General features: G+C 69.0%; 20 protein-coding genes and 2 pseudogenes. 9 read left to right on the forward strand and 13 right to left on the reverse strand.

Features of this window, described 5'->3' with window-relative positions; all coding sequences use genetic code 11:
- Positions 1-341: 341 nt before the first annotated feature.
- From AC0Z36_RS27245 to AC0Z36_RS27260, 4 genes are all read right to left on the reverse strand, one after another.
- A complete protein-coding gene (locus AC0Z36_RS27245; protein WP_485465739.1) occupies positions 342-938 on the reverse strand; it encodes a GTP-binding protein in 597 nt (198 codons plus the stop codon).
- A gap of 139 nt (positions 939-1,077) precedes the next feature.
- A complete protein-coding gene (locus tag AC0Z36_RS27250; RefSeq protein ID WP_485465722.1) occupies positions 1,078-1,458 on the reverse strand; it encodes a DUF742 domain-containing protein in 381 nt (126 codons plus the stop codon).
- Positions 1,455-1,871, reverse strand: coding sequence for a roadblock/LC7 domain-containing protein (locus AC0Z36_RS27255; RefSeq protein WP_485465723.1), 417 nt, complete (start codon positions 1,869-1,871; stop codon positions 1,455-1,457). Before AC0Z36_RS27255 ends, AC0Z36_RS27250 begins: the two co-directional genes overlap by 4 nt.
- Positions 1,868-4,480, reverse strand: coding sequence for a sensor histidine kinase (locus AC0Z36_RS27260; RefSeq protein WP_485465724.1), 2,613 nt, complete (start codon positions 4,478-4,480; stop codon positions 1,868-1,870). Before AC0Z36_RS27260 ends, AC0Z36_RS27255 begins: the two co-directional genes overlap by 4 nt.
- 171 nt (positions 4,481-4,651) lie before the next feature.
- Here AC0Z36_RS27260 and AC0Z36_RS27265 point away from each other — a divergent pair, with 171 nt between their 5' ends.
- The 3 genes from AC0Z36_RS27265 (at position 4,652) to AC0Z36_RS27275 (ending at position 8,096) form a co-directional block, all read left to right on the forward strand.
- Positions 4,652-6,004, forward strand: coding sequence for a helix-turn-helix domain-containing protein (locus AC0Z36_RS27265; RefSeq protein WP_485465725.1), 1,353 nt, complete (start codon positions 4,652-4,654; stop codon positions 6,002-6,004).
- Between the two features lie 341 nt (positions 6,005-6,345).
- Entirely contained in the window at positions 6,346-7,635 is a 1,290-nt protein-coding gene (locus tag AC0Z36_RS27270; protein WP_485465726.1) for a M18 family aminopeptidase, read from the forward strand.
- Between the two features lie 158 nt (positions 7,636-7,793).
- Positions 7,794-8,096 (forward strand): hypothetical protein, encoded by a 303-nt coding sequence (locus AC0Z36_RS27275; protein WP_485465727.1) that lies wholly within the window; start codon positions 7,794-7,796, stop codon positions 8,094-8,096.
- A 47-nt stretch (positions 8,097-8,143) separates the two neighbouring features.
- Here the strand turns inward: AC0Z36_RS27275 and AC0Z36_RS27280 are convergent, their stop codons facing one another.
- Complete coding sequence (locus AC0Z36_RS27280) at positions 8,144-9,085, reverse strand: NHL repeat-containing protein (protein ID WP_485465728.1); 942 nt, start codon at positions 9,083-9,085, stop codon at positions 8,144-8,146.
- 317 nt (positions 9,086-9,402) lie between these two features.
- Between AC0Z36_RS27280 and AC0Z36_RS27285 the strand changes: the two genes are divergently transcribed.
- A complete protein-coding gene (locus AC0Z36_RS27285) occupies positions 9,403-9,936 on the forward strand; it encodes an LURP-one-related/scramblase family protein (RefSeq protein ID WP_485465729.1) in 534 nt (177 codons plus the stop codon).
- A gap of 594 nt (positions 9,937-10,530) precedes the next feature.
- Complete coding sequence (locus AC0Z36_RS27290; RefSeq protein WP_485465740.1) at positions 10,531-10,989, forward strand: hypothetical protein; 459 nt, start codon at positions 10,531-10,533, stop codon at positions 10,987-10,989.
- 106 nt (positions 10,990-11,095) lie between these two features.
- On the opposite strand, the gene AC0Z36_RS27295 is transcribed toward AC0Z36_RS27290, so the two are convergent.
- A complete protein-coding gene (locus tag AC0Z36_RS27295) occupies positions 11,096-11,275 on the reverse strand; it encodes a hypothetical protein (RefSeq protein WP_485465730.1) in 180 nt (59 codons plus the stop codon).
- 449 nt (positions 11,276-11,724) lie between these two features.
- On the reverse strand, positions 11,725-12,498 hold the full coding sequence (locus tag AC0Z36_RS27300) for a carbon-nitrogen family hydrolase (RefSeq protein ID WP_485465731.1): 774 nt from the start codon (positions 12,496-12,498) through the stop codon (positions 11,725-11,727).
- 155 nt (positions 12,499-12,653) lie between these two features.
- On the opposite strand from AC0Z36_RS27300, the gene AC0Z36_RS27305 reads away from it, so the two are divergent.
- On the forward strand, positions 12,654-13,514 hold the full coding sequence (locus AC0Z36_RS27305; protein WP_485465741.1) for a maleylpyruvate isomerase family mycothiol-dependent enzyme: 861 nt from the start codon (positions 12,654-12,656) through the stop codon (positions 13,512-13,514).
- 28 nt (positions 13,515-13,542) lie between these two features.
- Here AC0Z36_RS27305 and AC0Z36_RS27310 read toward each other — a convergent pair whose 3' ends face one another.
- Together AC0Z36_RS27310 and AC0Z36_RS27315 are read right to left on the reverse strand one after the other, a co-directional pair.
- On the reverse strand, positions 13,543-14,835 hold the full coding sequence (locus AC0Z36_RS27310; protein WP_485465732.1) for an MFS transporter: 1,293 nt from the start codon (positions 14,833-14,835) through the stop codon (positions 13,543-13,545).
- Between the two features lie 188 nt (positions 14,836-15,023).
- Positions 15,024-16,286, reverse strand: a complete 1,263-nt coding sequence (locus AC0Z36_RS27315) for a M64 family metallopeptidase (RefSeq protein WP_485465733.1) — start codon at positions 16,284-16,286, stop codon at positions 15,024-15,026.
- 325 nt (positions 16,287-16,611) lie between these two features.
- On the opposite strand from AC0Z36_RS27315, the gene AC0Z36_RS27320 reads away from it, so the two are divergent.
- Complete coding sequence (locus AC0Z36_RS27320) at positions 16,612-17,148, forward strand: hypothetical protein (protein WP_485465734.1); 537 nt, start codon at positions 16,612-16,614, stop codon at positions 17,146-17,148.
- Positions 17,149-17,218: 70 nt separating this feature from the next.
- Here the strand turns inward: AC0Z36_RS27320 and AC0Z36_RS27325 are convergent, their stop codons facing one another.
- The 4 genes and pseudogenes from AC0Z36_RS27325 to AC0Z36_RS27340 all read right to left on the reverse strand — a co-directional run.
- On the reverse strand, positions 17,219-18,673 hold the full coding sequence (locus tag AC0Z36_RS27325; protein WP_485465735.1) for a dihydrolipoamide acetyltransferase family protein: 1,455 nt from the start codon (positions 18,671-18,673) through the stop codon (positions 17,219-17,221).
- Entirely contained in the window at positions 18,645-19,706 is a 1,062-nt protein-coding gene (locus AC0Z36_RS27330) for an alpha-ketoacid dehydrogenase subunit beta (RefSeq protein ID WP_485465736.1), read from the reverse strand. Before AC0Z36_RS27330 ends, AC0Z36_RS27325 begins: the two co-directional genes overlap by 29 nt.
- Positions 19,706-20,833 (reverse strand): pyruvate dehydrogenase (acetyl-transferring) E1 component subunit alpha, encoded by a 1,128-nt coding sequence (gene pdhA, locus AC0Z36_RS27335; protein ID WP_485465737.1) that lies wholly within the window; start codon positions 20,831-20,833, stop codon positions 19,706-19,708. Before pdhA ends, AC0Z36_RS27330 begins: the two co-directional genes overlap by 1 nt.
- Before the next feature lie 358 nt (positions 20,834-21,191).
- A pseudogene (locus tag AC0Z36_RS27340) lies at positions 21,192-21,326 on the reverse strand (SMP-30/gluconolactonase/LRE family protein); the annotation flags it as partial.
- Here AC0Z36_RS27340 and AC0Z36_RS27345 point away from each other — a divergent pair.
- Positions 21,314-21,637: pseudogene (locus AC0Z36_RS27345) on the forward strand (Lrp/AsnC family transcriptional regulator); the annotation flags it as partial. The pseudogenes AC0Z36_RS27340 and AC0Z36_RS27345 sit on opposite strands and share 13 nt — an antisense overlap.
- Positions 21,638-21,700: 63 nt before the next feature.
- A complete protein-coding gene (locus AC0Z36_RS27350; RefSeq protein ID WP_485465738.1) occupies positions 21,701-22,357 on the forward strand; it encodes a response regulator in 657 nt (218 codons plus the stop codon).
- Positions 22,358-22,519 lie beyond the last annotated feature (162 nt).

A 22,519-nucleotide genomic window follows, 5' to 3' on the forward strand; every position in this document is an offset into this window, starting at 1 on the left:
AATGCTTTCTCGACAATCGCATCCTGGCAGGTCAGGGGCACCTTTTCAGTTCAACTTGACGGTTGGTCAACTTCCGTTGAATAGGCGAGGTCAGCGCGACGCCGTCGGCCGAGGAGTAGGTCTCGGCGTCCGCGAGTGCGCCCCGTACGTCCTGGAAGTGCGTCAGGGCCCAGGCGTCTACCTTCTCGACGTAGACGGCGCGGCCCTGGGCGCGCAGTTGTCCTTAGGCCGGGTACGGATCGGCCAGAACCTCGTCGCTGAAGAGGTCGAGGTCCGAGGTGGGGGCGCTCATGGCAACCCTTTACGTGTTAACCCGGTACGTGGGAAACCCAGAACAGGCCCTAATCCGGTGTGCCGGACATGAGGTGTTCGACCAGGGTGAGCAGAACATCGCGGCTGGCGTTGCGGTCGCGGACGTCGCACAGCACCGTCGGTACGTGCGGGTCGAGGTCGAGGGCGTAGCGGATCTCTTCCTCGGTGTGTTCGAGGTGCCCGTGGAAACGGTTGATCCCGACCACGAACGGGATGCCACGGCGTTCGAAGAAGTCGATGCTGCCGAAGCCGGCGTCCAGACGGCGGGTGTCGACCAGGACGACCGCTCCGAGCGCGCCGAGGCTGAGGTCGTCCCACAAAGTCCAGAAACGTTCCTGCCCCGGAGTGCCGAACAGGTAGAGGACGAGGTCAGGGGTGAGCGTGATGCGGCCGAAGTCGAGGGCGACGGTGGTCGTCGACTTGTCCGGGACGCCGCTGAGATCGTCGATGCCGACCCCTGCCTGCGTCATGTGCTCCTCGGTGCGCAGCGGCAGGATCTCGCTGACCGAGCCGACCATCGTCGTCTTGCCGACGCCGAAGCCACCGGCGATGAGGATCTTCACGGCGGTCGCGTCCGGGGCGTAAATCCGCCGCAGGTTCTCTGCTTCTGTCGCAGCGTCAGCGATTCCCGCCACGGAATCGAAGGATCCTGCTGTGGTGCTGAAGCCGCCCGGTGCAGCGCTGCGGGTTCCTGTTGTAGGGCTGCGGGTTCCTGTTGTAGGGCTGCGGGCTCCTGCCGTAGCGCCGAAGGCTCCTGTTGCAGTGTCAGATTCCACGGAGACCGTCCCGTACCTTCTTGAGCAGTGCCGCGTCGGCGGTCCGCGCGGCGGTGACCGGCGGCCGGGCCGTGACCCGGTTCTGGGCCAGCAGATCGGCGATGAGGATCTTCGTGATACTCACCGGCAGATCGATGAGCGCGGCGATCTCCGCGACCGCCTGGGGATAGACGCACAGGCGAAGGATCTCCGCCTGTTCGGGCGGCAGTGTGGAAGTCGACCCGGCCGGGTCCGCAGTGGACACCAAGGTGATCAGTGTGAGGTCGTCACGTGCTGCGGCGGTGCGGCCCCCGGTGAGCGTGTACGGACGTACGAGGGGACCTGCCGCGTCGTCCCAAGCGGGCCCGGGAAGGGGCGGACGGCCACTCATGCTGATCCGTCAGCGCCCGCCCTGGGCTTAGCGCCCAGATGCTCCCCGACCCGCTTGACCAGGATGTTCATCTCGAAGGCGACAACCGCGACATCGACCGACTCCTCGGTCATGACGACCAGGTGGGCGCCGCGTCCGGCGGCGGTGAGGAAGCAGAACGCGTCCTCCATCTCGATGAGGGTCTGCCGGACGTGGCCACCCGCGAAGTCGCGGCCGATGCTGCGGGCCAGGCTCTGCAGGGCCGACGCGGCGGCCGACAGCCGCTCCGCGTCCGGCCTGGAAAGACGGTCGGAGTGGCCGACCACCAGGCCGTCCTGGGACAGGACAAGGGCGTGCCGGGTGCCGGGGACGCGCTTGACCAGGTCGGTGAGCAACCAGTCGAGGTTGCCGTCGGTAGCGGATGTCGCGGTCATGGGCGTTCTCCGGGACTGCTCGGTGCTGCCGTGGTTTCAGCCGTGGTTTCAGCCATGGTTTCAGCCGTGGTTTCAGCCGTAGTTCCAGGCGTGGTTTCAGCCCTGATTTCAGCCGGGAGTGCGTATGCGCGTTCCACCGCAGGGGTTGCTGCGGCGGTGGGGTGTTCCGTACTGCTCTCCCTCGCCCGGTCCGTGCCGCGGCGGAAGGCACTCAGCGTCGCCGCGGCCGAGGTCGCGGGACGCACCGCCGGTTCGGCGCGGTCGTCGACGGCCTGGAGCACGGGCGCGGTACTGTCCCGCAGTTGTTCGACCAGACCGGCCTGACGGATCCGGCGGGGCAGGATCCGTCGACCGTCGGCGCCCAGCATGGGGGCGTCAGGCGCCGAGTCCGGAACGCGGTCTGACGCGGGTGCGGGTACCGGACGGATCTCCAGCGGGGGCCGCGCGGGGGCCGGGAGCGCCGCCGGGACCAGAGTGTTCAACGAAGCCGAATGAGAAGGCGAAGACGCGGGCGAGGACGCGGGCGAGGACGAGGGCGAAGCGGCGGCCAGCGCCGGAACCGGCACCGGCACCGGCACCGGCACCGGCACCGGCCGATGGGCCCGGACCAGCTTCGCGTGCCGGGGCACAGCCTCTGGCTGCACGACCGGGATCTCACCGGTGTCCTCCATCCTCCGGTCGGCGACCAGCTTCTCCGGGAGGAAGACGATGGCCAGCATCCCGCCGTACGGGGAAGGCCGCAGTGTCACCTTCACCTCGAACTGCGCAGCCAGCCGCGCGACGACGAACAGACCGAGCCGTACATCACCACCGAGCGCCGCAACGTCGAACGGCGCCGGTTCGGCCAGGCGTGCGTTCAGCCGGGTGCACTCCTCCTCGCTGATGCCGAGCCCGCGGTCCTCGATCTCGACGGCCATCCCCTTGGCCACCGGCACCGCACGCACCTGCACGGGTGTGCCCGGCGGGGAGAACACCACGGCGTTCTCGATCAGTTCGGCCAGGAGGTGGACGACACCGCCCACCGCGGTCCCGACCAGGGTCGGAGCGCCGTGGGCCGAAACCTCGACCCGCGGGTAGTCCTCGACCTCGCCGACCGCGCTGCGCAACACGTCGATCATCCGCACCGGGCGGCTCCACCGGCGGCCCGGCTGGTTCCCGCTGAGGATGACCAGGTTCTCCTCGTACCGCCGCAGCCGGGTGGCCAACTGGTCGAGGATGAACAGATCCTTGAGGACGACCGGGTCCTGGTGGGCGCGCTCCATCCGGTCCAGTTCGCCGAGCTGGCGGCCGACCAGCGACTGGGTGCGCAGCGCCACGTTGAGGAACACCTTCGCGAACCCCTCGCGCTCCCGCGACAGCCGGACTGCACCGGCGACCGCGGCGCGCTGCACCTCGTCGAACGCGGCGGCAACCTCGCCGATCTCGTCGGTGTCCTGGACCGGCGGCGGCATCTCCCGGTCCAGGTCCACCTGCTCGCCCCGGCTCAGCCGGTCGACGATGCCCGGCAGTCGGCGGCCGTGCTCGACGGTGTCCTCGCGCAGCCGGGTCAGCCGGCTGCGCAGGGCGCGGGTGATCCGCCAGGTGGTGAGGATCGCCGCGAGGACGCCGGCCAGCCCCAGGCCACAGAGCCAGGCCAGCTCCCGCTCCCTGGCGTCGATGCGCTGCTGCCCGTAGACGATGGTGTCGTCCGTCCGCATCTGGTTGAACTGCTGGATGCGGCCGTTGAGTTGGTCGACTGACTGACGCCAGCCCGCAGCGTCGGCGGGCAACGGTACGTCGGGTCTCATCGTCGTACGGAGGGAAGTGATCACATCCTCGGCCTTTTCCACGTCCCGCCACGGCTCACCGGCGACGAGGTCGTCGTAGAACGCGCGCCGCTCCGGGCTGAGGTACGGGGCGATCTGCTGGCCGTACAGCGACCGGCGCACACCGACGATGCGGACGAACTCCTTGTACTCGGACGGGCCGAGGCCGCGTGCGGCCTCGGCGTACGTCAGCAGGGTGTCCTCGTACGCGAACGCCTCCGCGGCCTGGAACATGGTGAGCAGGCCCTGGCTGTAGTACGTCAGCCCGTCGTCCTCGTCGCTCCGGGACAGCGACTGGAACATGTCGATCAGGTGGGCGATGTTGTCGGTGTACGGCTGCAGGAGGTCGCTCCGGCCGCCGTCGCGCTGGTCCAGCCTGGTCCGCTCCTTGCCGAGCTTGGCCAGGTCGCCCTCGACGACGCGGGCGCGGCTGAGCACGTTCTGCGCCGAGTCGTTGACGCCGTGGACGAACGCGGAGAAGTCCTGGGAACTCGCGTCGGTCCGCAACCGCTGCTCACGCAGCGCCGTCGCTACGGCCGGGTCCGGTTTCGCCGCACCCAGCCAGGCGGCGCTGAGCCGGCGTTCCGTCTGGAGGTTCACCACCACCGTGTAGCCGGGCAGTCCGGCGCGCTTGGCCAGCGAGTGCTGGTCGCGCAGTTCGCAGACTGCGTGGAACCGGTCGACGACCACCGACCCGGCGAGCGCAACAAGTGCCGTACTGGGCACGATGGTCAGCAGGATGAGGAGGGCACGGATCGTCAGCCGGGCGCGCGGGGCCGGTTTTCTGCGCGTTGCAGGTCTCATCGTTCCTTGTTCGTGGATCACGTGCCTGCGGCGACCGGGCAGATGTGACCAAGCTCCGGGGGCGGCTTCCGAGGTTTGACCCTAAAGGCGCGGCAGGATCGGTGTTCCACGCATTCCGCGTGGGTCGTGCGGGGTGATTGCGGATTTGTCCGTAATCGGAGGAAATAGCCGATGGCCGAGATGACCACCGGGCGGCGGATCGCCCACTGGCGCAGACGACGCGGGCTGACACAGTCCGAGTTCGCCGTTCTGATGGACCGTTCGGTCCGCTGGGTGGAGGACCTCGAAGGCGGGCGCCGGCAGTGCGACCCGCGACTGTCGACGCTGGAGCGCACCGCGTCCGTACTGCACATCCGGCTGGAGCGCCTGCTGCCCGGATCGCCTGTCGAGGAAGGCGACCGTACGCCCGGACTCGCCCTGTCCGGACCTGTACTGCCCGACGGCCCGCCCGCGCGGATCCGGGCTGCCCTGCGCCGAACGGAAGTCCTGACCGGCCTGGGCCCGGAGAACACCTTCGACCTCGACAGCACCGTCGACCCCGAGCAGTTGCGCCGGGGCCTGGAACACGGCTGGGCCGCGTTCCGCGCATCCGACTACGTCGGTCTGGACAGGAACGTCCCGCTGCTCCTCATCGACGGCGTACGGGCCGTCCGTACCGCCCCCGACACCGTGCGGAGACTGGCGGCCTACCGGCTGCTCTCCACCGCCTTCCGGCTGGCCGCCGCCGTCAGCGGCGCGCTCGGCGACCCGATGACCGCATGGCAGGCCGCAGACCGCGCGGTCACCGCGGCGCTGCACAGTGCCGACCCACTCGTCCTCGCGAACGCGGCGTATCCCTTGATCCTGGCCATGGCTGCGGCGGGCAGCCCCGACACCGCCCTCGACCTGGCCCGCGACCTCACCGAACGGCTCGACCGCGGGCTCACCGCCAGCGGCCCCGCGGGGTGCGACGCGGCAGTCCTGCTGCGCCTGTGCGCGGCCGTGGCCGCCGCCGGGACCGGAAACCGGGCACTGGCGCTCGGTCTGCTCGCGGAGGCGGAGGACCTCAAGGAAACGGTCAGCGCGGTCGACGCGGTCGACGCGGTCGACGCGGTCAGCGCGGTCAGCGCGGTCGACGCGGTCGACGCGGTCGACGCGGTCAGCGCGGCCAGCGCGGTCGACGCGGTCGACGCGGTCAGCGCAATCAGCAAGGTCGGCGCACCGGTCACGGACGGCTTCCACGGCTTCGGTCGCACCGCCTCCCGCTCCGCCGTCGTGGCCGCCCACCGGATCACCGTGCTTCTGCGGCTGCACGACGTCACCGCGGCCGTCGACACGGAGGGGCGGCTCTCCGCCGCCGACCGCGCCACCCTCTCCCGGGGGCGCCGGGCCGGGCTGCTTGTCGACCGGGCCTCTGCCCTCGTCCGCCTGGGCCGCCGGACGGAGGCTGCCGCCGCGCTGCGCAGCGCCGCCGCGGAGGCCCCGCAGGAGGTCCGGCTGCGGCCGGACGCGGCGGGACTGCTCGAACAACTGGGCGGGCCCTGAAGGCTCAGCCGCAGGCGGCCCACCGGCCGGTTCACCAGCCGATCGAGTCACCAGCCGATCGAGTCACCAGCCGATCGGTTCACCAGCCGGCAGCCCGACCCACGGACCGGTGCGCCGACTAACCCGCGCCCAGCCGGGCACAGCCGGGACACACAGCCGGGCACAGCCGGGACACACAGCCGGGCACAGCCGGGCACAGCCGGGCACAGCCGGACACGGCACCGCATTCCGGCCCGGCGTAGGCTCGTTTCGAGACACCCTCTGCCGACCACCTGCGGGTTCCGTCCGTGATCCGGGCGCCGCTGACCGTCCTGTAACCCAGCCCAGGAGCACAGAGCAGCATGACGCCGCGCACCCCCCAGTTCGACCGCACACACACCGACGACCTGATGGCGTACATCGCCGCTTCGCCGTCGCCGTACCACGCGGCGGTCAACGCAGCCGCGCGCCTGGAGGCGGCCGGTTTCCACCGGGTCGCCGAGACCGCTGCCTGGGACGACACCCCCGGTGGCCGGTTCCTCGTCCGCGGCGGCGCGGTCCTGGCCTGGTACGTGCCGGAAGGCTCGACCCCCGACACCGGTTTCCGCATCGTCGGCGCGCACACCGACTCCCCCACCCTGCGGGTCAAGCCCAAGCCGGACACCGGCGCGGCGGGCTGGCGGCAGGTCGCCGTGGAGATCTACGGCGGCACGCTGCAGAACACCTGGCTGGACCGCGACTTGGGCCTGTCCGGGCGCCTCGCGATGCGCGACGGCAGTGAGCACCTGGTGTTCATCGACAAGCCGCTGCTCCGTGTCCCGCAGCTGGCCGTGCACCTGGACCGATCGGTCAACGACGGGCTGAAGCTCGACAAGCAACAGCACATGACGCCGGTCTGGGGCCTGGGTCCGGTCGTCGAGGGTGACCTGATCGCGTACGTGGCGCAGGAGTCCGGGGTCGCCGCGGCCGACGTGCTCGGCTGGGAGCTGATGGTGCACGACGTGCAGGCCCCCGCGTACCTCGGCCGGGACGGCGAACTGCTCGCCTGCGCCCGGATCGACAACCTGGCTTCGGTGCACGCCGGGCTCGCCGCGCTGATCGCCGCCGCCGACGGCCCCCTGGCGCACATCCCCGTGCTCGCGGCGTTCGACCACGAGGAGATCGGCAGCAACACCACCACGGGCGCCGGCGGTCCCCTGCTTGAGACGCTGCTTGAGCGCCTGGTCGCCGTGCGCGGCGGTTCGCGGGACGATCTGGCCCGCTCGTACGCGGACAGTTTCTGCCTGTCCAACGACGCCGCGCACGCCGTCCACCCGAACTACTCCGAGCGGCACGAGCCGGGCCACCACCCGATGCCCAACGGCGGCCCGGTGCTGAAGGTCAACGCCAACCAGCGCTACGCCACCGACGCCGGCGGCCGGGCCATGTGGGCGCGGGTGTGCGAGACGGCCGGTGTGCCGTGGCAGTTCTTCGTCGGCAAGAACACGATGCCGTGCGGTTCGACGATCGGGCCGATCACCGCGACCCGCCTCGGCATCGAGACCGTGGACATCGGCATCGCCGCACTGTCCATGCACTCGGCGCGCGAACTGTGCGGCAGCGACGACCCGCACCTGCTCGCCACTGCGACGGCGGCGTTCCTGCAGTCCTGACGCACCCTCATGCCGGAGCGTCACGGCTTATCGCCGTCCGCGGCGCTCCGGCATGAACCCCCGGTTGCGGGGCAGACGCGCTGGTGCCAAGACCTACCAGCCACCCCGCGCGGCAGCTCTACCCACCCACCGCGCACCGGATCGGAAGTGACCGTGCCATGGGTATCGGCGTCAGCATCCTTCTGTTCGCACTGGGCGCGATACTCGCCTTCGCCGCGGACTTCTCCATCAACGGCCTCAATGTGACCACCGTCGGCGTAGTCCTGATGATCGCCGGAGCGCTCGGCCTGGCCATGTATGTGATGGTCTGGGGCCCGCGCAGCCGGACGCGCATGATGCCCCCGCAGGAAACCGGCATCGAAGAGCACCCGCCGTACGTCCCCTACGCGCCGAACTACCAGCCGCGGACGACGAGCGAGGACCCGGACGAGAAGCCGTACCCGCGGCGCCGGTTCCGGTGAAGCCCCGGACCGGTAGAGCCCCGAACCAGTAGAGCCCCGACAGTGGCTCACGCCGTCAGGCGCAGACCCCGTACGCGATCTTCCTGTCCTTCGACCACCCCAAGGTGCAACTCACCTTCGTCTTCCCGCACTACGACGACCGCGGATGGGCCGCAGAGCCCGCTGACGACCGTGGTCACCCCGGCCGTCACCGGGTCGTAACGGCGCAGCGCGCCGTTGCCCGTGTCGCACAGCAGGACCGTCCCGTCGGGCAGCACGGCAAGCCCCTGCGGCTGTCGCAGCCGGGCCTGCGGGCCCGACCCGTCGCGATACCCGGCACTCCCGGGGCCCGCGCCGGCGACCGTACGGACAAAGCCGTCGTGGAGGCGCCGCAGTGCGTGCGCGCCCGCGTCGGCGATCCACAGGGCGTGCCCGGTACCGGCCACAGCCAGGGCGCACGGGCCGGTGAACCGAACCCGGTCCAGTGTGCCCTCCACGTAGCCCACCGACCCGCCGGACAGCAGTTCCACCGACCCGCCGACCGGGTCGAACTCCCAGAGCCGGCCGTCGCCCCGGGTGCTGACGACCGCCCGGTTCTCGAACCACACCACATCCCAGGGCGCTGCCAGATCGGCTTCCTTAGCCACACAGGCTGCCCGCGGCCAGGGGCCGGACGGCCGTCCGGAACCCGCGATCGTACGGACGACGCCGTCCGAAAGGCTCACCCCGCGCAGCAGGTTGTTGCCGGTGTCGGCCACGATGATGTCGTAGCGGACGTGCGTGGCGACCTCGACGGGCAGCAGGCACACCCCGGCCGGCCCGGCGAAGCGCGCGTGCCGGGGCCCGCCGTCGGCCAGCCCCCGTTCGCCGGTGCCGATGCGGCGCAGTACGAACACGTCGTCCTCGGCGACTTCGACGAGCGAGTTGTTGCCGGTGTCGGCGAGCAGCCACGTGCCGGACGGCAGTGCGAGGACCCGGCCGGGCCCGCGCAACGCCGAACGGGCCGTCACGGTATGCCGGACGACTGCCGGATCGGTAGCTGCCGGTCCAGCGGTTGTCGGATCGGCGACCGTCGGTCCAGCGGTTGTCGGATCGGCGACCGTCGGTCCAGCGGTTGTCGGATCGGCGACCGTCGGTCCAGCGGTTGTCGGATCGGTAGCTGTCGGATCGGCGGCATTCGCACCGGAGGCGGAACCCATGATCCCCAGTAAACCGTCGCCGACCCGGTCGCGCCGGGTGAGCGTGCAGTCACGGCGTGGCGCATGATCCATTCCGATCGGGGCAGGCACACCCTGGCGCATGTGTCGGGCGACGAAGGGAAACGGCTGTGCACGAGGACGGGCGGGGCGACCAGGGCGAGTACGGGCCGGGTCGCTATCTCGTACGGGAAAAAGTCTTCGCCATAGGTGACGACTACTGGGTGACCACCGGGGACGGCCAGAAGGTCGTGTTCGTGGACGGCAAGACGCTGCGGTTGCGCGACACACTCGAACTGAAGGACACGAACGGCGGAGTGCTGCTCGTCGTCAAGCGCAAGGTCGTCACGCTGCACCACTCCATGAAGGTGGAGGACGCCACCGGCGCGACCGTCGCCGAGGTGCGCAAGAAGAAGTTCACGCTGTTCCGCGACCGGTACGTGGTCGAACTGGCGGGCGGCGAGGAGTGGCTGGTCGTCGGCAACCTGATCGACAAGGAGTACGGGATCACCGGCCCCCACGGCCCGGTGGCCCAGATCTCGAAGAAGTGGTTCCGGGTGCGCGACACGTACGGCGTGGACATCGCGTCCGGAGTGGACCACGTCCTGGCGATCGCGGTGGCGGTGTGCATCGACCGGCTGAGCGATGAGGCGGACGAGGACTGAGTGACGGGTTGCCGATCAGGCAGGGCAGTTCGTGCGGAACAGGTGGCCTGATCGTCGTTCCGGACGCTCTTCCTCCACGGGATCAAGGTGATCCGGCTACAGCTACTCCCGGTCCGGTACCGGAGTGGCGGGATGCCGGATCGATCGGCCGAAATGCCCTGGTGCTGCTGCGTGACAACTGCCAACTAAACAGACTGGGACGAAGTGGTGGTCATCTTGTCCGTTTCGCCAAGAATGATCACCACTTCGTCCCAGTCTGTTTAGTTGGATCTGGGGAACCCTCCGCCCCGGGCCGAAACCACTCGGCGGCCCCTCTGCCGCCGAAGGAGAACGACGCCTCACCAACTCGAGACGCCGGTCCCTCAAGAACCACCAAGCCCCATGACGGAAGAACACGTCAGCCGTAGTTCTCCCCCGCACCCCGCGTCAGTACGGGTGAGGGAGAGGGGGCCACCGTGACCGGACCACCGGATGCGGATTTCAGGGAATTCGTAGAGACCCGGAGAAGCGCGCTCGTACGCACCGCCTACCTGCTGACCGGCGATCCGGGGGGACGCCGAGGACCTGGTGCAGACCGTGCTCGCCAAGGCCTACGTGTCCTGGCGGAGGATCACCGCCGCCGACGAGCCCGACGCCTATGTGCGGCGGATGCTGGTCAACGCGCACATCTCTCTGCACCGGCGGCGGTGGGTGGTGCAGTTGCTGACGCCCCGCCTGCCCGAGCAGCGCGGTGCCGGACGATACCGGCCGCAGCGACCAACGCAGCGCGCTGGCCTCGGCGTTGGACCGGTTGCCGCCCGATTGGACCACATCGTGCTCAAGCTCCAGCACGGAACGCCCTCTTCCGTGCGTCCGTCGGACGTCGGACGTCGGACGTCGGACGTCGGACGTCGGACGTCGGACGTCGGACGTCGGACGTCGGCCAGGAGACCCGCTGGTCTCCGTTTGTCTACGCCTCAAAGGTCGTTCATCCGGAACTTTTCAGGCGTCACGCGGCGCTGCGGGGAGCAAGCGCAGCCCGGGGCGCATCATCCGCTCCACCACCATAGGTGAGCGTGATGTCGGCGTGGAAAGCCCGCGCTAGGCGAGCAATGGTGTCGGAGTCAGGCAAGGTCAGGCTTTCCTCGAACAATTCGACCTCGTTTGCGGTCAGCCCTGCTCATGTTGCGAGGTCCTCATGTGTCCACCCAGCTGCTTTCCTGGCCTCGTTCACCGCGACGCCGAGCGCCATGGCAACGCGGGTCTCGGTTCGTGCCTTACGTCGCTCAGGACTCAAAGCTTCCAGCGGGTCGATCTTCCACCGCAGCTGACGGTGGCGGATGGCGTTACCGGCGTCCATCAGATCCTCCTCGTCAACGTGAGTAACTATGCGTCGCGGGCTTGTGTTCAGCTTGACAGACCTTCATGGAACGGCGTGCCCGATCGACCTCGATCTGCTCGTTCCAACACGTTTTGTGAAAAACGGCCAGCAGGACCATTCGTCTACCGGATGCTCCCCAGTAGGTGATGCGTTGTAGGCGCCACACGGCGCTGTAGGCATGGCAGCGACAGCGTCCGCAGCGTCCCCGACATGCTGGTACTGCTTTTCGGTCAGCTGGTCCAGCCACTCCTGGACCTCGGGTTCAAGCTCGATCACATAGGAGGGAATCACGTAGCCGAGAATTAGTTACAGAATTACGATAACGCAATTCACTAGCATGCGTCCGGGCGATCTTCCAGGGAATTCAGGACGCGCTCAAAGCACTCGTGTGGGTCACTCCCCGCCCACGCTGAGGGCCTTAGACCTGCTCAGCCGAGCCGCCGGTCCCGCAGCACCGGGAAGTCCTTCCGTGTCTTCGCCACCAGCGCTGGGTCGATCTCCGCCACCAGCACTTCAGCCTCGGTCCCGGCCTCGGCCAGGACCTCGCCCCACGGGTCCACGACCATGCTGTGGCCGCCCTGTTCGACGCCGCCCTGGGTGCCCGCGCTGTTGCAGGCCAGGACGAACATCTGGTTCTCGACCGCGCGGGCGCGGGCGAGCAGCCGCCAGTGTTCGACGCGGCGGGCCGGCCACGCGGCGGGGACCACCAGGGTCTCCGCACCGAGGTCGAGCAGGCCGCGGAACAGCTCTGGGAAACGCAGGTCGTAACACGTGGCCAGGGCCGTCCGGCCGAGCACGGTGTCGGTGACCACCAGGTCTTCGCCGGGGGCCATCATCGCGGCCTCGCCGCTGTCGAAACCGAAGCGGTGGATCTTGCGGTAGGCGGCTTTCAGCGAACCGTCCGGAGCGAAGAGCAAGGATGTGTTGTACGTGGAGCCTTCGATGCGTTCGACGATGCTTCCGGCGTGCAGCCAGACCCCGGTCTCACGGGCGACTTCGGCCATCGCCTGGGCCGTCGCGCCGTCGGCCGACTCCGCTTCGGCGCTCCACAGGCGGTAGTCCCAGCCGCTGTGCGCCCACAGTTCGGGCAGCACCACCAGGTGGTCACCGGCCCGGGACCGCACGAGGTCGGCGGCGTACGCACGCCTGGATTCGATTGGCTCGGTGAAGTCGACATCGAGCTGCAACAGGGATACTCGCATGCCATCCACCACATTCCGTCGGTTCGGCTGAAACCATCTCCACAGGTCCATGTGCAGCGTAACGTGCCCAACGAAGGCCGCCCTAGATCTCCTGCCGCCAGATCTGCCAGCCGCCTCAATAGCCGGACTGCGGTGTCGAAAGGTCCCCCGTGAGCATTCCCAGCACCCGAACCACCGGCCCGAACAGCGACTCCGACGAGTCGAAGCAGGCTGAACTGCAAGCCGTCACCGACGCGTGGCAACAATCCATACGCGCGATAGCCGACGTGGTCTCCCCGCAGCCCGAGGGCCGGTGGAACCGGCGCACGGACTGCCCCGGCTGGTCGGTGCGCGACATCGTCTCGCACGTGATCGGGATCGAGAGCGAGTTGCTCGGCGATCCACGGCCGATCCACACCCTGCCGAGCGACCTGCCCCATGTGGACAGCGACGCCAGCCGTTACACCGAAGTGCCTGTGGACGTCCGGCGGTGCCACACGAGCCCGGAGATGGTCGCGGAGCTGAGCCAGGTGACGGACCGACGACTGCGCATGTTCAAGAACTCCGCCACCCAGCCGGACGACCCGGCGCGCGGCTTCATGGGGCGGCCCATGACCTACGTGCAGGCCCTGCGGCTGCGGGTGTTCGACGTGTGGACGCACGAGCAGGACCTCAGACGGGCCCTCGGTGTGCCCGGCGGTCTCGATTCGGCCGCCGCGGTCATGGCCCGGGACTGGCTGCTCCAGACCCTGCCGAAGATCGTCGCCAAGGATGCCGCCCTGCCGCCGGGCTCGACGGTGGTGTTCGACGTCAGCGGACCGCTGGAGTTCATGCGCACGGTCACCGTCGATGAGAACCGCAGGGGCCATGTCAGCGGCCGGGTCGCGCTCGGCCCGCTGGTGACCCTGAGCACCGACTGGGAGACGTTCATGCGGTTGATGTGCGGTCGGCTCAAGCCGCGGGACGCCCAGGTGGGCATCGACGGCGACACCGACGCGGCGGCCCGGATCCTGCGGCACATCGCGGTCACGCCTTAGACGGGAACGGTCTCCGGACCCAGCGCCGTCACGCCTTGACGACAACAGACTCCGGGCTCGACACCCGGAGCGCCGCGGCCACTTCCGTAGGTGTGCGGTCTCTGACCTTCCGCGCGTAGCGCACCATCTGCACGAGTCCCAGGAGCAACGGCAGGGCCTGTACGGACAGCGCGATGCGGAAGGCGTCCAGAGACCGGTCGCCCTCCCCGGGCGACAGTGCGTCGAGGATCAGGCCGATGCCGAGCAGTGACATCGCCGCCGCCGCGAATCCGCCGACGTTGACGATCCCGGAGACGGTGCCGAGCCGGTGCGGCGGGTTTCCGTCGCGGGCGAAGTCCATGCCGACGAGGGACAGCGGGCCGCCGACGCCGATCACCGCGACGAGGACGACGAGCAGCCACAGCGGCGCGGGCCCGGACAGACCCAGGACCGCCGCCCACAGGGCCCCGCACAACAGCGGCATGCCGATCACCATCGGCAGCCGGGCCCCGGGGCGGCGGCTGATCAGCGTGCCGATGGGCGTTCCGGCGGCCATGTTCGCGCCGATGGCCACGGTCAGCAGCGCACCGGCCGTGCCCTTGGAGAGGTCTTCGCCCTCTACGAGGAACGGGAAGCCCCACAGGAGCAGGAACACCTGGGGGAAGCAGCCGCACGTGAAGTGCGTCCACAGGCCGAGCCGGGTGCCCGGTTCGGCCCACGCGGCGCGGATGTGGTCGCGGACCCGGCCGTGGTCCCCCTTACGGACGGCGGCCCCCCGTACGGGCGCGTCGCGCAGCACGGCGGTCAGGGCGATGAGGACGACCACGCCGATCCCGGCGCACAGGGCGAAGGCCTTCGACCAGCCGAAGGAGTCGAGGGCTGAGGCCAGCGGCGCGGCGCCGGCCAGGTTGCCGACCATCCCGAGCAGCGCGGTGAGTTGGGTGAGCAGCGCGGCCTGCCGGACGGGGAACCACAGGGAGACGACCCGCAGCACACTGACGAAGGTCATCGCGTCGCCCATACCGACGAGGACCCGCGCGGTGAGCGCCGCCGGGTAGCCGTGCGCGAAGGCGAAGGTGAACTGGCCGATCGTCATGACCACCAGGCCGCCGGTCAGGACCCGCTTGGGACCGAGGCGGTCGTTGAGGACCCCGACGGGCACTTGGAGTCCGGCGTAGACGACCAGTTGGACGACCGCGAAGGTCGCCAGTTGTGAGGCCCCGATGCCGAACCGGTCCTCGGCCTGGATGCCGGCCACGCCCAGGCTGTTGCGGTGCAGGACCGCGACCACGTACACCAGCGCGGCGACCGCCCACATCGTCCAGGCGGTACGGGTGCGCACGCCGGGTATGCCGGGGGTGCTCATCCGTGGCCTGCGACCGGGCGGGGTATCTCAGGTGTGGACTGCATGCGGTCCACGATGCCAGTCCGGCATATGGACATGAAGCAGCCCCGACGGGGGCGTCTTTTGAGGACGCTGTCGGGGCTGCTCCGGCTGACCGGACTGCTGCGGGACGGTTAGCCGGTCGGCTACTCGCCCCAGAGCCACCAACTGCGGCTCTCGGTCATCTCCTTGGCGCGGAACGCCTCGTCGCGCATCCACGGGGTGGTGTCCTTGACGGTCACGCTCAGCGCGTTCCACTTGCCCTTGGTCGTGGGTACGCCGGACAGCGGCAGGCTGGTCAGGTTTGCCGCGGCGGGGACCACCTTGCCGTTGACCTTCCAGGTGGTCTCCAGCTGACGGGTGCCGACCAGCATCTGCGGGGTGACGGTCACCGTCTGGTTCTTGCGGAGTCCGCCGGGGGCCACGGTCGCCGAGTCGATCACGTTGACGCGGGTGTACATCCCCTTGAGGATGGCCTCGATGCTGGGCGAGTTGAACTCCTTGCCCAGGGTGCGCATCAGCGATTCGGGGGTGGGCCGGTAGAAGCCCGTCTTGTAGTGGTTGCCGCCTTCGACGGTGCCGACGACGGCGCCGTCCGGGGAGTTCGCGCCCAGCCAGGCCGACCACTTGGTGTTGTACTGCTTCATCTGCGCGGCCGGGTAGGCGGTGAGGTTGGGGTACTTCGGCTCGACACCGCCGCCCGCCGAGTACGGGACGTCGTACTCGTCGCCGAGCTTGCCGAGCGTGTGGCCCATCTCGTGCTGGAGCACCTGGGCGGAGTCGGCGTTGCCGCCCGCGACCGTGGTGACCGAGCCGCCCGCGCCGCCGTACGTACCGGTGTTGGCGACGGTGATGATCTCGTTGACCAGCGGGACGACCGCCGCGTACTCACGCGCCTTGCTGTTGTCGACGCACAGCAGCCGGTCGATGTCGTGGCACCAGAAGCGCATGCCCAGCGGCGTGGTCTTCGGATTGTTCTTGCCGGGGTCGTTGCTGATGCCGGAGACCGGGGAGGGCGTTTCGACCCGGTGGCCGTTGATGAACTTCTGGTAGGTGCGCAGCGGTTCCTTGGCCATCAGCGCGTCCCAGGAGGCCTGGGCGGCGGTGGAGAACTTGCCCATCTCCTGGGCGGTGTAGCCGTCGCCGAGGAAGACGAAGTCGAGCCGGTTCGTCGACGGACCGTTGTTCTGGAAGACGACGTGGTTCGGTGCGCCGGCCACCGCGGTACGCGGCTTGGGGCCGTCGGGTCCACCGGGGACCGTGGTGATGGTGCCGTTGGGCGAGAAGACCTCGTACTGGCCGTACTCGTCTGCTGCGGAGTCCGCCGACGGACCGTTGGCCACCGCGTACGCGGCGGGGAGCGGCAGCAGCACGGCCGTCAGGGCTCCTGCCAGGACTCGGCGCCGCATCCGGGCCTGCTTATTTGTCGGTTTAAGGCGCATGACGGATGCCTCTTCCTGCTTCGGCTGTCGGGGGCCGTGGCGACGCGGGACCCCGGGCCACGGCTGTCGGCCCCGTTACCCGGGACTGCGCCGTCTCCAGTCATCTCATTGGAGAATTAGCTCAAATAGACCAATTGCGTGATCAAGAAAGAACAGGAAGCGACAATAATCACTCATTTGGCGGTTGGTATGTGCCCCTCCCCCGCTCACGCTGGTGCCGCGGCCCCGCCTGCGCCCCCGACGCCGGGAGCCTCCCGACCGGTGCCGCCTCCGCACCGAAAGGGATTGACCAATGCGTCGCCTCACCGCCCTGGCCACAACCACCACCACGGCCCTGCTGCTGGCCCTGGCCCCGGCCGCCGGAGCCGGCCCGCTGTCCGGTTCCGGCCACAGTCCGCTGAAATCTCCCGGAGTGGACCGGGTCGAACTGCACGTCGACGCGGACGGTCCGCCGCACTTCTACGACGGCAACCGGATCGAGTACAACATCCGGGTCTCGAACAAGGGGCCGGACAAGGCGACGGGCATCGTTGTCAGCTCGACGACCCGGGTCTGTGCGCACGAAAACCAGAAGCAGGACGACTGCGTCCAGGTCGTCTCCGAGGACGAAGAGACCAAGTCGCCGCAGTTCTTCCGGATCGGCGACCTCAACCCGGGGCAGTACGCGCAGTTCCCCATCGGGCTGCCGATCGACGACGGCGCGGAGGACGTGCGGACCACCGTGCGGGTCGTCGAAGTCGACCAGCTGAACCTCGGCGGGTTCGGTGGCTGCGAGACCGGGCACGACATCGCGCCCAGCTGTGATGTCCTGACCCACAAGTTCAAATAACAAAGACGAAAAGCCAGGTTCCGTACGGGAATTCCCGTACGGAACCTGGCTTTTCCTTTTTGCCGGGAACTCAGCCCCTGGCGATCAGCAGGTCGGGATCAGCCAGTGCGGCCGCGGTGTCCGCGAGCACCCTCGAACCCAACTCGCCGTCGACCAGGCGGTGGTCGAACGACAGGGACAGGGTCATGACCTGACGGGGCTTCACCTTGCCCTTGTGGACCCAGGGCAGTTCCTTGATCGCGCCGACCGCGAGGATCGCCGACTCCCCCGGGTTGAGGATCGGCGTGCCGCCGTCGATGCCGAACACGCCCACGTTGGTGATAGTGACCGTGCCGCCGGACATGTCGGCCGGCTGGGTCTTCCCGGCCCGCGCCGTGGCGGTGAGTTCCCCGAGCGCCCGGGCCAGCCCGACCAAAGACAGCTGGTCGGCGTCCTTGATATTCGGCACGATCAGCCCGCGTGGGGTGGCCGCGGCGATGCCGAGGTTGACGTAGTCCTTGACCACGATCTCCTGAGCTGCTTCGTCCCACGTCGCGTTGACGCCGGGGTTGCGGCGCACGGCGGCGATCAACGACCTGCCCACCAAAAGCAGCGGCGAGACCCTGACGTCGGCGAACTCCGGGAGCAGGCGCAGCTTTTTGGCGAGTTTGACCGTACGGGTCACATCGATCTGGACCCACTCGGTGACGTGCGGTGCGGTGAACGCGCTGGCCACCATGGCCTGCGCGACGACCTTCCGGACGCCCTTGACGGGGATGCGGGTCTCACCCCGGGCCGGAACCGCACCCGTCGGCGCCTGCGTGGTCACCGGACCGGCGGCCGCCGCGCGCACGTCGTCCCGGGTGACTGTGCCGTCCGGACCTGTCGGTTCCACCGCGCCGAGGTCCACACCCAGGTCGCGGGCGAGCTTACGGACCGGCGGCTTGGCCAGCACGGCCGCGGTCCTGGTGCCCGCGCCGTTGACCGACGCGGCGGCCCTGGCTGGCGTGGCCGGGACCACCAGGTCGAGTGCCGCCGTCTGCGCGGGCCCGGCAGGAGCCGAGCGGCGCGGGCGGCGGTGCGCGGAAGCCGTCTTGGCACCGTACCCGACGAGGTTGGCCTGGCGGCCCTCACCGGGCGACGCGGGCTCAGACACGGATGGGGACACGGGGTCAGCGGCCGGCACGAGGTCCGCGGCCAGCGCCTCGGCCCGCTGTGCGGCGGGCGCCCCGGGTGCGTCCGACTCCGCCCCCACCAGCACCGTGATGATCGGCTTACCGACCTCGACGGTCGCGCCCTCCTCAGCGTGCAACTCACGCACCACCCCGTCGAACGGGCAGGGCAGTTCGACGACCGCCTTGGCGGTCTCCACCTCGATGATCACCTGACCGTCGTGCACGGTGTCGCCGGGCTTGACGTGCCACGCCACGATGTCGGCTTCGAGCAGGCCCTCGCCGACATCGGGCATCAGAAACTGTTTGATCTCAGCCACAGTCTGTCCTTGCTGTCCTGGTCGCTTAGAAGGCGAACGAACGGTCGACGGCATCCAGAACCCGGTCCAGGTCGGGGAGGTACTCCTCCTCGATCCGGGACGGCGGGTACGGCGTGTGGTAGCCGCCAACCCGCAGGACCGGCGCCTCCAGGTGGTAGAAGCACCGCTCGGTGATCCGCGCGGCGATCTCCGAACCCATCCCCAGGAACGTCGGCGCCTCATGCACCACGACCAGCCGGCCGGTCTTCTCCACCGACCGCTGGATCGCGTCGAAGTCCACCGGGGACATCGACCGCAGGTCGATCACCTCAAGCGAACGCCCGTCGTCGGCCTGGGCCGCGGCGGCTGCCTCCAGGCAGGTCTGCACCATCGGACCGTACGCGACCAGCGTGCAGTCGGCGCCTTCGCGCACCACCCTCGCCTTGTGCAGCGGCCCGGGGGGCACGGAGAAGTCGATCTCAGACTTCTCCCAGTAGCGCCGCTTGGGCTCGAAGAAGATCACCGGGTCTTCCGAGCGGATCGCCTGCTGGATCATCCAGTACGCGTCCACCGCGTTCGACGGGGACACCACGCGCAGTCCGGCGGTGTGCGCGAAGTACGCCTCCGGGGACTCACTGTGGTGCTCGACAGCGCCGATGCCGCCGCCGTAGGGGATCCGTACGACGATCGGCAGTTTCACGAAGCCCATGGCCCGGGCGTGCATCTTCGCCAGCTGCGTGACGATCTGGTCGTACGCGGGGTAGACGAAACCGTCGAACTGGATCTCCACCACCGGCCGGTAGCCGCGCAGCGCCAGGCCGATCGCGGTGCCCAGGATGCCGGACTCGGCCAGCGGGGTGTCGATGACGCGGTCCTCGCCGAAGTCCTTCTGCAGACCGTCGGTCACCCGGAACACACCGCCGAGCTTCCCGACGTCCTCGCCCATGATGAGGACCTTGTCGTCGTCCTCCATCGCCCGGCGCAGCCCCGCGTTGATCGCCTGGGCGATCGGCAGCTTCTTGTTCGGTTTCACTTCAGAGCCTGGCTGAGATTGCGAAGCCTGCGCGCCTTGCGAAGCCTGCGAAGTCCCAGAAATCTGACTGGTCATCAGTGGCCACCTTCCCCGGTGCCGTCTGCGGCGAAGGACGCCTGGTACGCCTCGAACTCCGCGCGCTCCTCATCCACCAGCGAATGCGGCTCCGCGTACGCGTAGTCGAACATGAGCGTCGGCTTCGGATCGGGCATGTTCCGCACGCCCTGCCGCACCCGCTTGCCCAGTTCGTCGCTCTCCGCCTCAAGCGAGGCGAAGAAGTCCGCGTCGGCCAGTCCCTGGCGGTGCAGGAACGCCTTCATCCGCTCCAACGGGTCCTTCAGCCGCCAGGCTTCCAGTTCCTCGTTCAGCCGATAGCGCGTGGGGTCGTCGGACGTGGTGTGCGCACCCATCCGGTAGGTGAAAGCCTCGATCAGCATCGGGCCGTTTCCGCGCCGTGCGTAGTCGAGCGCGCCGCGGGTGACCGCAAGACAGGCCAGTACGTCATTTCCGTCGACCCGTACACCGGGAAAACCGAATCCGGCCGCGCGCTGGTACAGCGGAACCGTCATCTGCTTCTCGGTCGGCTCCGAGATCGCCCACTGGTTGTTCTGGCAGAAGAACACCACGGGCGCATTGTAGACGGCCGCGAAAGTGAACGCCTCACTCACATCGCCTTGGCTGGAAGCACCGTCACCGAAGTACGTGATGACCGCGTCGTCGGTGCCGTCGCGCTGTATTCCCATCGCATAGCCGACACCGTGCAGCGTCTGGGAACCGATGACGATCGTGTAGAGGTGGAAGTTCTTCTCCGCCGGATCCCAGCCGCCGTTGTTCACACCGCGGAACATGCCGAGCAGGTTCAGCGGGTCGACGTCGCGGCACCACGCCACGCCGTGCTCACGGTAGGTCGGGAAGACGTAGTCACCGGTGCGCAGCGCGCGCCCGGACCCCACCTGGGCGGCCTCCTGGCCGAGCAGCGAGGCCCACAAACCCAATTCCCCCTGCCGTTGCAGGGTGGTGGCCTCCGCGTCGAAGCGCCGGACGAGGACCAGGTCCCGGTACAGCCCGCGGTATTCGTCGTCGGTCAGGTCGATCGACCAGTCCGGATGCTCCACCCGCTCGCCTTCCGGCGTCAGCAGTTGGATGAGCTCAGGCTCAGCGGCGGAACCGCCACCGGCCTGGGCCCTGCCGTTTAGTGCCACGTTCTCTCCTCGGTCTGTACGGCCCCACGGGATCGCCTGGGAACCGGATTCCGGCAGCCGGACCACGCTGCGTCACACGGGATGTGCGCGACACACCGGGCCACGGCACGAAGCTGTTTGTGCTGCTCCAGCTTCAATGTGGCTTTACTTCCCAGGATTTCCCAGGAGTTCCCGGATGAATCCGGGCGGGCACCTGCGCACAGGTTTGCAGGCTGAACTGCTCGCAGACACGTTACCTACGAGTCAGGCCCGCACCTAGTGATCCAGGGCCCGGAATATCTCTTCCCCCGGTTGTCGGAGTTCCACAATCGGGGGCGGACGGAAGTGTGGGCCGGGGTTTGAACTCATGGTTCGGCCGTCAGCGGGTGGACCGGATCCCCGGGACCCCGGTCACCGCCGTCACCAGCGAGTACAGCGTCGTCGTCGCCGTGCTGAAGAGGCGGTTGTTCTTCGGGCCGCCGAAGGCGATGTTGGAAACCTGCTCGGGAACGCGGGGCCATCCGCCGCACGACAGTGGAAGTGAACCCGGCCGCCCTCGGCCGAGACGTCCTGGCTTTTGTCATGGTCGAGTCGTCGGCCTGGATGGGCGCTTCGGCCGAAGCCTTCGCCGCCATCCCCGAGATCCAGGAGGCGCGCGTCATCGCGGGCAATGCCTCCAACCTGGTGAAAGTGCGTACCGCGACCACCGAGGGGCTCCAGGACGTCCTGCGCAGGCTGTACGCGATCGGCGGAGTCAGCGGAACCCGGGCGACCGTTTCCCTGGAAACCTTCTTCGAGCGCCCCGTCCCCCCGTCGGCCGACTGACCGCCGCTCCCCAGCAGGTCGGCAGCCTGCGCAAAACGATCAAAGCCGTGCGAACCTGGACGAGTGAGTACACAGGAACGGATCAAGGTCTTTCTCCTCGACGACCACGAGGTGGTCCGTCGCGGCGTCTATGAACTGCTGACCGCCGAAACCGACATCGAAATCGTCGGCGAGGCCGGTACCGCCGCCGAGGCGCTGGTCCGCATCCCCGCGACCCGGCCGCAGGTCGCCCTGCTCGACGTGCGCCTGCCCGACGGCACCGGGGTGGAGGTCTGCCGCCAGATCCGCTCCCAGGACCCCAACGTGCACTGCCTGATGCTCACATCGTTCTCCGACGACGAGGCGCTGTTCGACGCGATCATGGCGGGTGCGTCCGGCTACGTACTGAAGGACATCCGCGGCCAGGACCTGGTCGGCGCGATCCGCGACGTCGCAGCCGGCAAGTCCCTCCTCGACCCGGTGGCCACCGCCCGGGTCCTGGAGCGGCTGCGCGGCGGCAACCGCGAGGACGACAAGATGGCCTCGCTCAGCGATCAGGAGCGCCGCATCCTCGACCTGATCGGCGAGGGCATGACCAACCGTCAGATCGGCGGCGAGATGCACCTGGCCGAGAAGACGGTCAAGAACTACGTGTCGTCGCTGCTGTCGAAGCTGGGTTTCGAACGGCGCACCCAGGCCGCCGCGTACGTGGCCCGCGACAAGGCCACCAGAGGACTGTAACTAACGCCGGGCTCCAAGCGCGGGCGTCGTCCTCACGCCGCCTTCGCTTCGCTCAGTCGTCGCTCGGCGCCCGCGCGTCGCCCGGAAAAGCCGCGTCCTCCGGACGCGCTCCCTCGCTGCGCTCGGCCGCCTCATGGCGGTGCGGCTGGGACGCCCGCGCGT

The organism is Kitasatospora sp. UYEF31 (assembly GCF_057291755.1).

Excerpts from the sequence above, each read along its gene's own strand:
- AC0Z36_RS27330 (WP_485465736.1), bottom strand. The coding sequence starts at position 19,706 with ATGACCAGTCAGATTTCTGGGACTTCGCAGGCTTCGCAAGGCGCGCAG.
- AC0Z36_RS27300 (WP_485465731.1), bottom strand. The coding sequence starts at position 12,498 with ATGCGAGTATCCCTGTTGCAGCTCGATGTCGACTTCACCGAGCCAATC.
- AC0Z36_RS27270 (WP_485465726.1), top strand. The coding sequence starts at position 6,346 with ATGACGCCGCGCACCCCCCAGTTCGACCGCACACACACCGACGACCTG.
- AC0Z36_RS27255 (WP_485465723.1), bottom strand. The coding sequence starts at position 1,871 with ATGACCGCGACATCCGCTACCGACGGCAACCTCGACTGGTTGCTCACC.
- AC0Z36_RS27315 (WP_485465733.1), bottom strand. The coding sequence starts at position 16,286 with ATGCGGCGCCGAGTCCTGGCAGGAGCCCTGACGGCCGTGCTGCTGCCG.
- AC0Z36_RS27260 (WP_485465724.1), bottom strand. The coding sequence starts at position 4,480 with ATGAGACCTGCAACGCGCAGAAAACCGGCCCCGCGCGCCCGGCTGACG.
- AC0Z36_RS27295 (WP_485465730.1), bottom strand. The coding sequence starts at position 11,275 with ATGGACGCCGGTAACGCCATCCGCCACCGTCAGCTGCGGTGGAAGATC.
- AC0Z36_RS27265 (WP_485465725.1), top strand. The coding sequence starts at position 4,652 with ATGGCCGAGATGACCACCGGGCGGCGGATCGCCCACTGGCGCAGACGA.
- AC0Z36_RS27325 (WP_485465735.1), bottom strand. The coding sequence starts at position 18,673 with ATGCCGTCGACCGTTCGTTCGCCTTCTAAGCGACCAGGACAGCAAGGA.
- AC0Z36_RS27250 (WP_485465722.1), bottom strand. The coding sequence starts at position 1,458 with ATGAGTGGCCGTCCGCCCCTTCCCGGGCCCGCTTGGGACGACGCGGCA.
- AC0Z36_RS27275 (WP_485465727.1), top strand. The coding sequence starts at position 7,794 with ATGGGTATCGGCGTCAGCATCCTTCTGTTCGCACTGGGCGCGATACTC.
- AC0Z36_RS27320 (WP_485465734.1), top strand. The coding sequence starts at position 16,612 with ATGCGTCGCCTCACCGCCCTGGCCACAACCACCACCACGGCCCTGCTG.